The 15425-nt window shown below is 35.4% G+C and carries 13 protein-coding genes; all 13 read right to left on the bottom strand.

Features of this window, described 5'->3' with window-relative positions; translation table 11 throughout:
- Nucleotide 1: 1 nt before the first annotated feature.
- A complete protein-coding gene (gene carB / locus HT586_RS05255) occupies nt 2–3175 on the bottom strand; it encodes a carbamoyl-phosphate synthase large subunit (protein WP_096076831.1) in 3174 nt (1057 codons plus the stop codon).
- Nucleotides 3175–4263 (bottom strand): glutamine-hydrolyzing carbamoyl-phosphate synthase small subunit, encoded by a 1089-nt coding sequence (gene carA, locus HT586_RS05250; protein WP_203546438.1) that lies wholly within the window; start codon nt 4261–4263, stop codon nt 3175–3177. The genes carB and carA overlap by 1 nt, the downstream gene beginning before the upstream one ends.
- Entirely contained in the window at nt 4256–5539 is a 1284-nt protein-coding gene (locus HT586_RS05245) for a dihydroorotase (RefSeq protein ID WP_133353498.1), read from the bottom strand. Before HT586_RS05245 ends, carA begins: the two co-directional genes overlap by 8 nt.
- Before the next feature lie 64 nt (nt 5540–5603).
- The gene (locus HT586_RS05240; RefSeq protein ID WP_203546437.1) at nt 5604–6482 is read right to left on the bottom strand and encodes an aspartate carbamoyltransferase catalytic subunit; all 879 of its coding nucleotides are present in this window, start codon (nt 6480–6482) and stop codon (nt 5604–5606) included.
- 34 nt (nt 6483–6516) lie between these two features.
- Nucleotides 6517–7833 (bottom strand): uracil-xanthine permease family protein, encoded by a 1317-nt coding sequence (locus tag HT586_RS05235; RefSeq protein ID WP_096076835.1) that lies wholly within the window; start codon nt 7831–7833, stop codon nt 6517–6519.
- Nucleotides 7834–7944: 111 nt separating this feature from the next.
- Nucleotides 7945–8469, bottom strand: a complete 525-nt coding sequence (pyrR, locus tag HT586_RS05230; RefSeq protein ID WP_203546436.1) for a bifunctional pyr operon transcriptional regulator/uracil phosphoribosyltransferase PyrR — start codon at nt 8467–8469, stop codon at nt 7945–7947.
- Between the two features lie 162 nt (nt 8470–8631).
- Entirely contained in the window at nt 8632–9537 is a 906-nt protein-coding gene (locus tag HT586_RS05225; protein WP_133353499.1) for an RluA family pseudouridine synthase, read from the bottom strand.
- Nucleotides 9524–10015 carry a signal peptidase II gene (lspA, locus tag HT586_RS05220; RefSeq protein ID WP_203546435.1) on the bottom strand — a complete coding sequence of 164 codons (492 nt, stop codon included), beginning with the start codon at nt 10013–10015 and terminating at the stop codon, nt 9524–9526. The genes HT586_RS05225 and lspA overlap by 14 nt, the downstream gene beginning before the upstream one ends.
- Before the next feature lie 191 nt (nt 10016–10206).
- Complete coding sequence (ileS, locus tag HT586_RS05215) at nt 10207–12954, bottom strand: isoleucine--tRNA ligase (RefSeq protein WP_203546434.1); 2748 nt, start codon at nt 12952–12954, stop codon at nt 10207–10209.
- A 287-nt stretch (nt 12955–13241) separates the two neighbouring features.
- Nucleotides 13242–13733, bottom strand: coding sequence for a DivIVA domain-containing protein (locus HT586_RS05210; protein ID WP_133353502.1), 492 nt, complete (start codon nt 13731–13733; stop codon nt 13242–13244).
- Nucleotides 13734–13748: 15 nt separating this feature from the next.
- Nucleotides 13749–14519: a YlmH family RNA-binding protein gene (locus HT586_RS05205; protein ID WP_133353503.1), complete on the bottom strand. Its 771-nt coding sequence runs from the start codon at nt 14517–14519 to the stop codon at nt 13749–13751.
- Nucleotides 14520–14573: 54 nt separating this feature from the next.
- Nucleotides 14574–14867, bottom strand: coding sequence for a YggT family protein (locus HT586_RS05200; RefSeq protein WP_133353504.1), 294 nt, complete (start codon nt 14865–14867; stop codon nt 14574–14576).
- A complete protein-coding gene (locus HT586_RS05195; RefSeq protein ID WP_203546433.1) occupies nt 14867–15421 on the bottom strand; it encodes a cell division protein SepF in 555 nt (184 codons plus the stop codon). Before HT586_RS05195 ends, HT586_RS05200 begins: the two co-directional genes overlap by 1 nt.
- Between the last annotated feature and the right edge of the window lie 4 nt (nt 15422–15425).

The following is a 15425-nucleotide window of genomic DNA, read 5'->3' as shown; positions in this document are numbered from 1 at the left end:
CCTACATTTGATTCATATTAAATGTCATACTCTCAATCACTTCAATTAATGCACGTGCAGTATCTAATGATGTTAAGCAAGGTACACCATTATCAACAGAATCACGTCTAATCTGGAAGCCATCACGTTCAGTTTGCTTACCATTTGTCATTGTGTTAATAACAATTTGAACATGTCCATCACGAATAACATCTAATAAGTTAAATTCTGTACCTATCTTACTTACTTCTACCGCCGGAATATTATTCTCTTTTAATAGTTTAGCAGTACCACTCGTTGCCATAATACGGTAGCCAATTTCATGTAATCGTTTTACAAGTCCCAGCGCTTCCTGTTTGTCTTTATCTGCTACAGTGATTAACGCTGTACCATGATCTTTTACCTGCAATCCACTTGCTACTAGCCCTTTGTATAATGCTTTTTCAAGCGTTTTATCTTTCCCCATAACTTCACCTGTTGATTTCATCTCTGGTCCTAATGTAATATCAACATTTTTAAGTTTTGAGAAACTGAATACAGGTGCTTTTACGAATACGCCATCTTTGAATGGTACTAAACCTTCTTTGTAACCTTTATCCAGTAATGACTCTCCTAAAATACCTTTCATCGCGATATTCGCCATCGGAACATCTGTAATCTTACTTAAGAATGGAACTGTACGAGATGCACGTGGGTTTACTTCTAATACATAAACTTCTTCATCCGCAATAACAAATTGAATGTTTAATAATCCTACGATTTCTAAACCATGCGCTAAGCGTGTTGTGTAGTCTACTAACGTATCGATTTGTTTTTCAGTTAATGTTTGTGGTGGGTAAACTGCGATTGAGTCACCAGAGTGAACCCCAGCACGTTCAATATGTTCCATAATACCTGGAATCACCACTGTCTTACCATCACAGATTGCATCTACTTCAATTTCTTTACCTGTCAAGTAACGGTCAATTAATACCGGATGTTCTGGACTTGCTTTAACTGCTCTATTCATATAATCCACAAGTTCTGGCTCATTATATACGATTTCCATCGCGCGACCACCTAATACGTATGATGGACGAACAAGTACCGGATAACCGATAAAGTTAGCGTTATCTACCGCTTCTTCTACAGACGTTGCTGTTTTACCTAATGGTTGAGGAATTTCAATTCTTTGCATTAACGCTTCAAATTCTTTACGGTCTTCAGCACGATCTAAGTTTTCTAAAGAAGTCCCTAATACTTTTACACCATATTTCGTTAATTTCTCTGCTAAGTTGATTGCAGTTTGTCCACCGAACTGAACGACTACACCTTCAGGTTTTTCAAGGTTAATAATGTTCATAACATCTTCTTCAGTTAAAGGTTCAAAGTATAATTTATCTGAGATAGAGAAGTCCGTTGACACAGTTTCAGGGTTATTGTTAATGATAATTGCTTCATAACCCATTTCACGAATTGCCCATACAGCATGCACTGTCGCATAATCAAATTCTACCCCTTGACCGATACGAATAGGTCCAGATCCTAATACGATGACTTTCTTCTTGTCACTTACAATAGATTCATTTTCATTTTCATAAGTACCATAGAAGTATGGTGTATTAGATTCAAATTCTGATGCACATGTATCAACCATCTTAAATACTGGATTGATGTTATTTGCTTGTCTTAAATCATAGATTTCACGTTCAGTCATATTCCAGCGATGTGCAATAACACGGTCGCTAAAGCCATATTTTTTTGCCCATTCTAAACGATCAATATCGCCAATATGTCCCTTTAGGTCATGCTCAATATCGATAATATGTTGGAATTTATTTAAGAAGAAGTAATCAATCTTCGTCCATTCATGAATATCATCTAAAGAAATTCCACGACGAATTGCTTCACCAATAAAGAATAAACGCTCATCATCTTGTTCTTTAATACGTTTTTCAATGAAATCCAATTCGAAGTTTTCACCGTTCGGTAATCCTAAATGGTGTACACCATATTCTAAAGAACGAATTGCCTTTAATAATGACTCTTCATAAGTACGTCCGATAGCCATGACTTCCCCAGTTGCTTTCATTTGTGTTCCTAATACACGTTCACCTTTTTCAAATTTATCGAATGGGAAACGTGGAATTTTAGATACGACATAGTCAAGCGCTGGTTCAAATGCTGCATAGCTCGTACCTGTTACCGGATTTAACATTTCATCTAATGTTAGACCGACCGCTATCTTCGCTGCCAGCTTTGCAATTGGATATCCTGTTGCTTTCGAAGCTAATGCTGATGAACGTGATACACGTGGATTAACTTCGATAATATAATAATTAAATGAATGTGGATCTAATGCTAACTGTACGTTACATCCTCCTTCAATTTTTAACGCACGAATGATTCTTAATGATACGTCACGTAACATGTGATATTCTTTATCGCTTAATGTTTGTGAAGGTGCAACTACGATTGAATCACCCGTATGAATACCCACCGGATCAATATTTTCCATATTACAAACTACAATTGCATTATCATTTGAGTCTCTCATTACTTCGTACTCAATTTCTTTATAGCCTGCGATTGATTTTTCAATTAAACATTGTGTTACTGGTGAATATTTTAAACCATTCGTTACGATTTCAATTAATTCTCTCTCATCGTGACAAATACCCCCACCTGTACCACCCATCGTAAATGCCGGGCGTACAATTACTGGGTAACCAATTTCATTTCCAAAATCAACTGCTTGTTCAACCGTATTAACGATATCACTTTCAGGTACCGGCACATCTAATTCGTACATTAAGCTTCTGAATAAGTCTCTATCTTCTGCCTGGTTGATAGAGGATAATTCTGTACCTAATAGTTTAACGTTGTTTTCTTTTAAGATACCCGCTTCTTCTAATTGAACAGCCATATTTAACCCTGTTTGACCACCTAATGTTGGCAGTAAAGCATCTGGTTGTTCTTTACGAATGATACGCGCAACGAAATCTAATGTTAATGGTTCGATATAAACTTTATCTGCAATTTCTGTATCTGTCATGATGGTTGCTGGATTTGAGTTCACAAGAATAACTTTGTATCCTTCTTCTTTTAAGGCAAGACATGCTTGTGTACCGGCGTAGTCAAATTCTGCTGCTTGACCGATAATAATTGGACCTGATCCAATCACTAGAATTGTTTTAATATCATTACGTTTAGGCATTATTTTGTTCGCTCCTTAAAGTTAGTCATTAAATCGATAAATTCATCAAATAAATAGTTTGGATCATGTGGCCCCGGAGATGCTTCAGGGTGATATTGTACCGAAAATGCTGGTACCGTTTTATGTTTAACACCTTCAACAGTGCCATCGTTTAAAGCGATATGCGTAATTTCTAGATCTGTATTTGTAATAGAATCAGCATCAACTGCATAACCATGGTTTTGAGACGTTATTTCAATCTTACCCGTTGCTAAATTTTTAACAGGATGATTCGCTCCTCGGTGACCGAATTTTAATTTGAAAGTCGTTGCGCCACACGCTAAGCTGAATAATTGATGTCCTAAACAAATACCGAAGAATGGCACTTTTCCTAAAATTCCTTTAATCATTTCAATTCCCTCAGTCACAACTTCTGGATTACCTGGCCCGTTTGAAAGCATTACCCCATCCGGTTGTACACGTAAGATTTCTTCAGCAGTTGTAGTATAAGGCATTACAGTAACGTCACAGCCACGTAAGTTTAATTCTCGAACGATATTTTCTTTTTTACCAAAGTCGATTAGTACAACACGTAAGTCACTACCTGTTGAGATGTATGGTGTTTTTGTAGAGACTTGTGCGACTTCATCTGTAGGTAACTCAGTTGTTTTTAACGATGCAATCGTTTCATCAACTTTAGAAGCATCATTGATTAGCGCTGCACGTAAGACACCATGCTGTCTAATGATTCGAGTTAATTGACGTGTATCAACACCGTCAATACCAGGCACATCATAACTTTTTAATATTTCATCAAGGCTTGCAGTATTTCTAAAGTTACTTGGAAAATCACATAATTCACGAATAACCATCGCCTTTAATGATGGATTTAATGTTTCAAAGTCATCTCTGTTAATACCATAGTTACCGATTAACGGATAAGTGAAAGTAATGATTTGTCCAGTATAAGATGGATCAGACAATGTTTCCTGATAACCTGTCATCGCAGTGTTAAATACGATTTCTCCAACTACTTCTTTATCGCTACCAAATGCATAGCCATTAAAAACTGTACCGTCTTCTAATACTAAATATTTTTTATTACGCATGGTGTGCCCCCTCATAAGCTAATTGTCCTTCTACAAATGTCTTCGTTACGTTACCGAATACTTTTTCACCGATAAATGGTGTGTTACTTGATTTTGACAAGAAATCTTCAGCTTTTATTTCATACGCTTCATCTAAGTCAATAACAGTAATATCTGCGATAGCGTCAACTTCTAATGGTTTGCCATATGGTAAGTTAAATACTTCACCAGGTTTTACTGCTAAATAATCAATCAATTGCTGTAAAGTCCAGTCTCCATTTTTAACGAACTTTGTATATAGTAATGGGAATGCTGTTTCGCTACCAACGATACCAAAAGGTGCTTTCGTCATCGATTGTGCTTTTTCATCAGCAGCGTGTGGTGCATGATCTGTTGCGATAAAATCAATCGTGCCATCTAATAGCGCTTCAATTAACGCTTCCTGATCTTCTTTTGCACGTAACGGCGGGTTCATTTTAAGAATCGCGTCATCTTTCGTAATTACTTCTTCATTCAATAATAAGTGATGTGGTGTAACTTCTGCAGTGACTTTAATGCCTGCACGTTTCGCATCACGAATGACTCGAACACTTTCTTTACTTGACACGTGACATACATGGTAGTGACAATCAGCTGCTTCAGCAAGTAAGACGTCACGAGCAATTTGAACCGCTTCACAAATTGATGGGATACCCGGAATATTTAATGCATTGCTCACTTTACCTTCATGCATCGCACCGCCATAAATAAGTGAATTATCTTCACAATGTGCAACAATTGCCATATCAAGTGCTGCTGCTTGTTGCATCGCTTCATACATTACTGACGCAGTTTGTACGCCGACACCATCATCTGTAAAAGCGAATGCCCCATGTTCTTTTAATGCTGTAAAATCAACAAGTTCTTCACCTTTTTGTCGCACAGAGATAGAAGCATATGGTAATACACGAACTTTCGCATTCTTTTCAATTGAAGCGTTTAATGCCTCCAGGTTTTCTACTGAATCTGGTACAGGACGCGTATTTGGCATCGGGCATACAGTTGTGAATCCCCCACGTGCTGCAGCTTTTGTACCTGTTTCAATCGTTTCTTTATGTTCGCCACCTGGTTCACGTAAATGAACGTGCACATCGACAAAACCTTGAGATACAAATTGTCCGTTTAGATCGATAATTTTTGAATCGTAGACATTTAATTTTTCACCGATTTCAGTAATCTTTCCATCCTTAATTCTAATATCTCGTTCTATTAATTCACCATTAATTAATATTTTGCCGCCTCTAAGTAATGTTGACATAGTATGCACTCCTTAAAATATGATTTATGTTTATTTTACAATTTTCTAATTCTTATTACATGTTTTACTGATTTCCTTCAATGACTTGAGATAATATACTCATGCGAGTATATACACCATTCTCCATTTGTTTAAAGATTCTCGCTTTCGGTGCTTCTACTAGTTCACTTGCTATTTCAACATCGCGATTAACAGGTGCAGGATGTAATATAATTGCATTATCTTTTAACTTATCATAACGCGCTTGATTAAGACCAAAACTGTTATTATATTCTTCTTTCGTAAACGATGATGCTTTATCATGACGTTCATGTTGTACGCGCAGTAACATACAAACATCCACTTCCTCTATCACATCATCAATATTAACGTATTCAACAGGTATTGAGTTATCAATCCAGGCATCTGGAGCCACAAACTTAACCTCTGCACCTAAACGAGTTAAAGCATCGAAGTTACTTCGTGCAACACGTGAGTTCAAGATATCTCCGCAAATCACTACTTTTAAACCATCGAACTTTCCGAACTCTTCATAAATCGTCATCAAATCTAATAAACATTGCGTTGGATGCTGTCCTGACCCGTCACCACCATTAACAATTGGTATATTTAATCCATCTAACTGTTTATAGTAATCATTCTCTGGATGACGGATGACTAAAACGTTACATCCGATGCTTTCCATTGTTTTGCACGTATCATAAAGACTTTCACCTTTTGTTACTGACGAAGTACCAGTTTCAAATGGTATCACTTGCATACCTAATTTACGTTCTGCCACTTCGAATGAACATTTTGTACGTGTAGAGTTTTCAAAAAACAGGTTTGCTGCATAAATTTCTGAAAAATTTGCGACATTACCATTTTTAATATCGATTGCACGTTGAATCGTAGTCATGATTGCTTCGTTAGATAAATCTGTGATCGAATGTAAATGTCTCAAAGTAAATAGCCCCTTTTTATTTTATTGTATTTTTTTAGTAATCTTCATGTGTTTTTGATTCAGGCAAGATAGCGTTTAAAATAATACCTGCAAGTGCTGCTAACGCCATACCTTCAATATTTAAATGAATTTGATTCACCGTTAAATCAATATGGGCTTTACCAATCCCTAAAACTAAAATGACAGAAGCGATGACTAAGTTTCGCTTATCGCCAAAATCCACTTTCGATTCAACGAGCATACGTAAACCACTTGAAGCGATAATACCGAATAACAGGATTGACACACCACCCATTACTGGAGTGGGAATACTTGATACAAGCGCTGTAAATTTACCTACAAATCCTAAGATAAGTGCAAGGACTGCTGCACCACCGATCACCCATATACTATAAATTCTTGTAATAGCAAGAACGCCAATGTTTTCACCATAAGTTGTACTTGGTGGTCCACCAATCAGTGAAGCGACCATGGTTGAAATTCCATCACCCATTAAACTTCGGTGTAATCCAGGATTTTTAAAGAAGTTACGACCTACAATTTTATTAATAACGATTTGATGACCAATATGCTCACTAACCGTTACGAATACGATTGGTAACATAATCATTATCAATACCCAATCAAACTGTGGTTCATAATTAACATATGGTAAATATACTTTAGGGGCTTCAAACCATTGTGCTTTTTCTATACCTGTGAAATCTACAACGCCTAAAATTATCGATGTAATATATCCAACGATTATTCCAATAAGGACTGGAATAATTGATAAGAATCCTTTTACTGCCACAGAAAAAATAATTACTGTTAGCAGTGTAATCAATGCAATACTTAAATATGTAAGGTTATAGCCCTTCATTGCTCCACTATCTGTATACATTGCCATATTAACTGCTACTGGTGCTAACCCTAAACCAATGACCATAATAACTGGCCCAACTACAACCGGTGGTAAAAGCTTAAGTAACCAATTGACACCAACCATTTTGATTATCAATCCGATGATGACATACATTAAACCACTCATGAAAAGTGCCATTAACATTTCACCCATCTCATGGGTTTTAAGACCCACGATAATTGGTGTGATGAATGCGAAACTTGAGCCTAAATAAGCAGGAATTTTTCCTTTTGTAATTAATATATAGAGTAATGTCCCTAGACCAGACGCAATTAACGCAGCTGATACAGGTAATCCTGTTAAATAAGGTACTAATACGGTTGCACCAAACATTGCAAATAAATGTTGCGAACTTAATAAGAACCATTGACTTGCTTTCGGTTTTTCGTTTACATCGAGTACAGGTTCAACAGTTCTTTCGTAAATTTCTTCATTTGTAGAATTCATAATTTCCTCCCTTTTTTTCAATAAAAAAAGTCTCTTTGCACATGCAAAGAGACTTAAGTGTCTATTACTCACTTAAACCCTTTGCAGGTGTCTCGCACCAACTTAAAAGAGTTATTTAATATAAACTTGTGTTCGTTCATCGACTTCATCTAATAAGACTATGACTTCTTCTGAAGTTGCCGTTGGAATGTTTTTACCGATAAAATCAGCGCGAATTGGCAATTCACGATGTCCTCTGTCTACAAGCGTTGCCAGACTGATGCGTTTTGGACGCACATGATCTAATATCGCATCAAGTGAAGCACGTACTGTTCTACCTGTGAAAAGAACATCATCAACAATCACAACATGTTGATTGTTCATATCAGTATCAATCTCGTAAGCTATAACATCTGAACTGATCCGATCAGTCTTATCATCACGATAATTTGTTACATCTAAAATACCTGTAGGTACTATAACACCATCGATACGTTCAATTTTTGACTGAATACGGTTAGCAAGATAAATGCCACGTGTACGAATACCGAGTAGTACTAGATTATCTGCGCCTTTATTATTTTCAAGAATTTCATGCGCAATACGTGTTAACGTACGGTCAACCGCTTTATCATCCAGCACGATTCTTTTATCCATATTAATTCCCTCCTCAAAAAATCCTCACGTCAAATAGACGTGAGGATTCCTCGACGCCTTTTAAGCCTCTCTGGACTTAATTAAAAGCATTAACGTGTGATTTATTACATTTAATAATAGCACTATTAATTTCAATGTCAATCATCATAGAAAAATTACATTTTATTTTCTAAGTTTCGTTAAAATTTCCTCAAAATATTCTGGAATTGGTGCTGTACGTTCAATGTATTCACCAGTAACTGGATGTTCAAATCCAATGACACCAGCATGCAACGCTTGTCCATCAATATCCATCGTTTTCTTCGGTCCATATTTAGGGTCGCCAACTAATGGGAAACCAATGTGCTTCATATGTACACGAATTTGGTGTGTGCGTCCAGTTTCTAATACACACTCTACTAAAGTATATTTATCAAATGTTTCGATTACATTGAAATGTGTGACTGCCTGCTTACCATTATCTACAATCGCCATTTCCTGACGATCACGCACATTACGCCCAATCGGTGCATCAATTGTACCAAATTCATGTGGAATGACACCGTGTACTAGTGCAGTATATTTACGCGTTACAGACTTATCAACCAATTGTTCTACAAGTCCGCGATGTGCGATATCATTTTTAGCAATCATAAGTAATCCAGATGTATCCTTATCGATACGATGAACGATACCCGGACGAATCTCGCCGTTAATGCCTGATAAATCTTTAATCGCATACATCAATCCATTTACTAAAGTACCATTCGGATGACCAGGCGCCGGATGCACTACCATACCTTTTGGTTTATAGACAATTGCAACATCTTTATCTTCATAGTAAATTTCAATACCTAAGTCTTCAGCTTGCAAATCAATTTCCTCTACAGGTTTTTCAGTAACAACGATTTCATCGTCCAAGCGAAGTTTATAGTTCGCTTTTACTGGTTTTCCGTTAACGATTACTAAATCTAGTTTGATCCAGTCCTGAATTTGGTTACGTGACCAATCTTCATTCATATCTGTCAAGTAACGATCAATTCTTGTCCCTACTTCTTCTTCTTCAATTAAAAAATTATATGTTTCCATTACTTTTCTCCTCTTTTTGGTTAAATAACATGTCATAGAGTAAGACAATAACACCAATTGTTAAACAGCCATCAGCCACATTAAAAATCGGGAAATCATAATTGATAATCTTCGTATCAATAAAATCTACAACATTTCCACGTATTAGACGATCAATAAAATTACCGATAGCACCAGCAAAAATTAAAGTTAAGCCAAGTTGCATCATCGGATTAAACATTGCTTCTTTATAATAAAAGAAAGCAATCGCTACTAACACGATAACTGTAATAATATAAAAGAAAGTCATTTGATTTTGTAACATACCCCATGCAGCACCATGGTTTCTATGTGATGTAATTTTTAAAATATCACCAATTATAGAAATACTGTCACCGATTTTCATTGTTTTAACAATAATATATTTCGTTATCTGATCCATCGCGATTAAAAATATCGCTAAAATAGACATCAATGTTAGGTTATATCGCTTGTTCATAATTTCACTCCAATCTTTAGTATTTTAACACATTTTTATGGGTAAGTCTGTTTTTGTTTTTGAAACGCAATATTAATTTACATAATATAATTACATTTTATAATTTTATAAATGGTTACGAAACACCTTAATGACATTCATAATTAAAAATCCCGAACGCACTCACAATAGTACGCTCGGGATTCACTATATTATTTACTTTCTAAAACACTTAAACATCTTGGACATACATGTGGGAAATCGTGATCTTCTGCTGTAATTTCAGTTGAGTAATTCCAGCATCTTTCACATTTTTCACCGTCAGCACGTTCTACTAATACGTTTAAGTTTGTATATTGCGTACCAATTGCACTATCACTTACTTTTGCCTGAGAAACGATAAACAATTGATTTAAGTTATCAAATGATTGAAGTAATGCTAAATCATCAGCATTTTCAGTAAATACAGTAACTTTTGCTTCTAAAGGTTTTCCGATTACTTTTTCATTACGTAAGTTTTCGATACCTTTTAGCACATCATCACGAAGTTCCAGGAATCTAGACCATTTCTCGATTAATGCATGATCCACATCATGAACTGCAGGCATATCCGTTAAATGAACACTTTCTTCAGTAACATGTGGTGTGTGACTCCAGATTTCTTCTGCTGTATGCGGAATAATTGGCGCTAAAACTTTCGTTAACGAAGTTAATACTTCATATACAACAGTCTGCATGCTACGACGAACATGACTATCTGCTGCTTCGATGTAAAGAATATCTTTACCGTAATCTAGGTAGAAGTTACTTAATTCTACATTGATAAAGTTTTGTAATTCCTGATAAATATCAAGATAGTCATTATTTTCATAATGATTATGTGCTTTGTTAACGAAATTATACAATTTGTTTAACATAAACTGATCGATTTCTTTTAAATCTTCATAAGCAACTGCATCTGTTTCAGGATTGAAATCATTCACGTTACCTAATAAGAATTTAAACGTATTACGGATTTTACGGTATACTTCAGAAACTTGTTTTAAAATGTCGTCAGAGATACGTACGTCTGCTAAGTAATCTACAGACATTACCCATAGACGAATGATATCTGCACCCATTTGTTTTACAACTTTTTCAGGTAGAATTGTATTTCCTAATGATTTACTCATCTTACGGCCTTGTCCGTCCATTACGAAACCATGAGATAATAATTTCTTATATGGTGACATGCCGCGTGTAGCAACTGCAGTAGTGATTGATGAGTTGAACCATCCACGATACTGGTCACTGCCTTCAAAATACATATCGGCTGGGAATGTTAATTCAGGTCTAGCTTCTAATACACCACGGTGACTTGAACCTGAATCAAACCATACGTCCATGATATCTGTTTCTTTAGTAAATTCACCATTAGGACTTCCAGGATGTGTAAATCCTTCAGGTAATAAATCTTTTGCGTCTCTTTCATACCAAACATTAGAACCGTGTTCTTCAAATAATGTTGCAATATGTTCAATTACCGCTTCATCCATGATAATGTCACCATTCTCTGCATAGAATACAGGTAAAGGCACACCCCAAACACGTTGACGTGAAATTACCCAGTCTCCTCGGTCACGAATCATATTATAAATACGTTTTTTACCCCATTCAACTTTAAATTCAGTCTCATCGATAGCATCTAAGATATCCTGACGCACTTTATTAATTGACGCAAACCATTGTGGTGTTGCACGGAAGATTACAGGTTTTTTAGTTCGCCAGTCATGAGGATATGAATGCGTGAAGAAATCTAATTTTAATAATGCGCCAACTTCTTTTAAACGCTCAGTGATAACTGGATTCGCTTTATCATAGAATAATCCTTCAAATTCTCCAGCTTCTTTTGTAAATACCCCTTTATCATCAACTGGTGAAATAACCGGTAAGTCATATTTTTGTCCAACGATAAAGTCATCTTCACCATGACCAGGTGCAGTGTGAACACAGCCGGTCCCGGCATCTGTAGTAACGTGATCACCTAAGATGATGATTGATTTTCTATCTTCAATTAAAGGATGCTGTGTTTCAATCAATTCTAATTCTGAACCTTTAAATTCTTTTTCGAGTACAACATTTTCTTTATCCCAGCCGATTGCTTCACACACGTTATCAAGCAATGCTTGCGCAACGATATAAGCGTTACCATCAATCGCTACTTGTACATACGTTAACTCTGGATTTAAAGAGATTGCAACGTTAGCAGGGATTGTCCACGGTGTAGTTGTCCAGATTACAAATTTAACACCATCGTCAACGATGCCACGTCCATCAACTGTATCAAATGCAACATAAATAGATGCAGATTTTTTATCCTGATATTCAATCTCAGCTTCTGCTAATGATGATTCACTAGATGGAGACCAGTAAACTGGCTTCTTACCTTTATAGATATAACCCTTTTTAGCCATTTCTCCGAAAAGTCTAATTTGTTCTGCTTCAAATTTTTCCTGTAATGTAATGTAAGGATGTTCCCAGTCACCATTTACGCCAAGACGTTTGAAGTCTGCTTTTTGTAATTCAACTTGTTCTAATGCATACTTACGACATAATTCGCGGAATTCAGCAGTAGACATTTCCTTACGATTGACACCCTTTTTAGTTAAAGCTTGTTCAATCGGTAAACCATGCGTATCCCAACCAGGAACATAAGGCGTATAAAAACCATTCATTGCTTTATAACGCGTGATAAAGTCTTTAATAATTTTATTTAATGCATGTCCCATATGAATCTGTCCATTCGCGTACGGTGGGCCATCATGTAAAATATATGGTGTTTTACCTTCATTTTTCTTTAATAATTTTTCATATAGATTTTTTTCATCCCAGCTACTTTGAATTTGAGGTTCCTTGTTAGGTAATCCTCCACGCATTGGAAAATCTGTTTTTGGCATTAATAATGTGTCTTTATAATCCATTTAATATTCCTCCTGTATAATAAAAAAACACTTAAGCTGATTTCTTCAGGACGAACGAATCCGCGGTACCACCTGAATTAACTCAACTTAAGAGTTCTCTTTAATATATTTAATTGAATATAGACTGATCTTATCTATTTATCAATGATTAGGCTCCCACTCACCCTAATTCGCTGTGCATGTCATCAATAGATACGGTTCTATAAGATTATTTTGATTATTCTTTATACTATCACGTTTTTATTCATTTGATAAGTGAAAATAAATAATAAATAAAATTTCTTAAATTATTCTTCTAATGGTTTCATTTCTAAATCATAATTTAATAAATGGTCCCAGTCTTCACTCTTCAACAAATCTAACTGTGCTTCAACTAACATTTTAAAACGAGCTCTAAAGATTTTTGACTGACGTTTCATATCTTCAGTCTGAAAAGCAATTTCTCTCGCTTGCTGCATCGCATCTTTCTTTATGAGTTCTGCGTGATTCTTTGCATCCTGGATAATTACATCAGCCTGCATACCAGCACTTGCTTTAATTTCGTCTCCTGCTTTTTGTGCTACGATTAAAGCCTCTGAAATTGTATTTTCGACATTTTTAAATCTCGTTATATTTTCATCTTTATCAGCGATTAATTGTTCTAACATCTTTTTTTCTCGACGCATTGTTTCAAGTTCATCACTTAAAGATTTCAAATAATCTCTAACTTCATTTTCATTTAAACCTTTATGCACTATATTAAATGATTTATTTTGAATTTCTTCCGGACTAAATTTCATAATGTCACCTCATATTTAATTAAACATCGTACCATAAGTTATACGAATCTTATCCTTCTTCGTACGATCTCCGATTGCTTCTATTCTACCACGACCATATCCTTTTATTGAAATCAAATCATTCGTTTCAACATTGAAACTTGTCTTGTCAATAACAACATGATTCACTTTTACGTGCTCAGCTTCAATATGTTTTTGTGCGATACTGCGTGATTTATTAATCATTAAAGCAACAATATTATCAAGACGTAAACTAGAAACTGTTGATTGGTGTGAAGAAAATGGTTCGGAAGTATCTACCATTGCTTCTCTATCAATTTCAAACAACTTAATACTAGAACCTTTTAATTTCGTTAAATTCTGAAATACAAAGTCTTTTAAATGTGATGCAATTACAAACTGAATCTTTTCCCCGACGAGTATATCACCTAATAAATCACGTTTGAAACCGATAGACATGAGTGCACCTAACACATTACGATGTGTTAATGTTACAAATTTATCAGCATATTTAATTTCGATTATGGATAACTCAAAATCCTCGTGACTGACTTGGTGATATTCAGGATAAATTAATGCGCGCATACGCTCACGCTCACCACGTCCGCCACAAAAAGATACATTCAGTTCCGTTCGATTAACAAGTGTTGTTAAAATAAACTGCTGACGTGGATCCAGAAAATGTGTTAGAACAGGTGAATACTGAGATTCAGCACGTTCTACTAAACTTTCTAAATATTTTACGATCTCTATTTCTTCATTTCTAAAATGCTGATATAAATTCATAATATCCTCTTTTACTTTGACATGAAAAAAATCTCATAGCAATGAGATTTTTCTCTAAATTAAATTAGGCAATACATTGTTATATATAGCAATGAGTCCATACTTAAAGAAGTTCAGGAAAATCAAAGCTGCTATGCTTGAAATATCAAACATTCCAATCGGAGGAATCATACGTCTGAACGGTTCTAAAAATGGTTCATAAATTTTGCCCATCCAATCACCAATCACAGATTCTCTTAATCCTGGAACCCAGGACATAAAGAAATAAATTATCATACCGATTGTATAAATATCGACGGCTCTAATAATAAAATATAATATAGTTGCTGCTATTTCGTAAGTACTCATTAAAACTCCTCTTGTTCATTATAATCTTCTGGTGCTTCTAACATTTCAGTAATTGATCCAGCTACTTCAACATTATCAGGTGTACATAAAAAGATGTCTGCACCGATACGCTGAATGTCTCCACCAATCGCATATACAGTTCCACTTAAAAAATCTATAATACGTTTTGCAGAGATTTTATCAATGCGTTGTAAGTTAACAAGTGTCGCACGTCGGTTTTTAAGTTCATCTGCAATATCCTGCGTATCACTGAATACACGTGGTTCAAATAGACACACTTTAGAGATGCTAGAAGTTGGTTGCTCATGCATATTCACAACGTTATTTTGACTCACTTTGCGCTCATTCACTTTCACTTTAGATTTTATCGGTTCAGGTTTCGTGCGATACACAGTTTCTTGTTTGACAATCTTTTTATCTGCTTTATCATTACTTGACTGAATTTTTTCTTTTTCAATTGATTCTACAGCTTTTTTCGGTGTATTGTCTTCATATACGACTTCTTCTTCATCTTCATAAACGAAGAATCCTTTAAATACATCTTTAATGGCCATAAAT

It is taken from the genome of Macrococcoides bohemicum (assembly GCF_016865215.1).
Lineage (GTDB): Bacteria > Bacillota > Bacilli > Staphylococcales > Staphylococcaceae > Macrococcoides > Macrococcoides bohemicum.
Note: the sequence above shows the minus strand (reverse complement) of the source record. Positions and strands in the feature narration are given on the sequence as shown.

Excerpts from the sequence above, each read along its gene's own strand:
- HT586_RS05195 (WP_203546433.1), bottom strand. The coding sequence starts at position 15,421 with ATGGCCATTAAAGATGTATTTAAAGGATTCTTCGTTTATGAAGATGAA.
- lspA (WP_203546435.1), bottom strand. The coding sequence starts at position 10,015 with ATGAACAAGCGATATAACCTAACATTGATGTCTATTTTAGCGATATTT.
- HT586_RS05205 (WP_133353503.1), bottom strand. The coding sequence starts at position 14,519 with ATGAATTTATATCAGCATTTTAGAAATGAAGAAATAGAGATCGTAAAA.
- ileS (WP_203546434.1), bottom strand. The coding sequence starts at position 12,954 with ATGGATTATAAAGACACATTATTAATGCCAAAAACAGATTTTCCAATG.
- pyrR (WP_203546436.1), bottom strand. The coding sequence starts at position 8,469 with ATGGATAAAAGAATCGTGCTGGATGATAAAGCGGTTGACCGTACGTTA.
- HT586_RS05200 (WP_133353504.1), bottom strand. The coding sequence starts at position 14,867 with ATGAGTACTTACGAAATAGCAGCAACTATATTATATTTTATTATTAGA.
- HT586_RS05225 (WP_133353499.1), bottom strand. The coding sequence starts at position 9,537 with ATGGAAACATATAATTTTTTAATTGAAGAAGAAGAAGTAGGGACAAGA.
- HT586_RS05245 (WP_133353498.1), bottom strand. The coding sequence starts at position 5,539 with ATGTCAACATTACTTAGAGGCGGCAAAATATTAATTAATGGTGAATTA.
- HT586_RS05235 (WP_096076835.1), bottom strand. The coding sequence starts at position 7,833 with ATGAATTCTACAAATGAAGAAATTTACGAAAGAACTGTTGAACCTGTA.
- carA (WP_203546438.1), bottom strand. The coding sequence starts at position 4,263 with ATGCGTAATAAAAAATATTTAGTATTAGAAGACGGTACAGTTTTTAAT.
- HT586_RS05210 (WP_133353502.1), bottom strand. The coding sequence starts at position 13,733 with ATGAAATTTAGTCCGGAAGAAATTCAAAATAAATCATTTAATATAGTG.
- carB (WP_096076831.1), bottom strand. The coding sequence starts at position 3,175 with ATGCCTAAACGTAATGATATTAAAACAATTCTAGTGATTGGATCAGGT.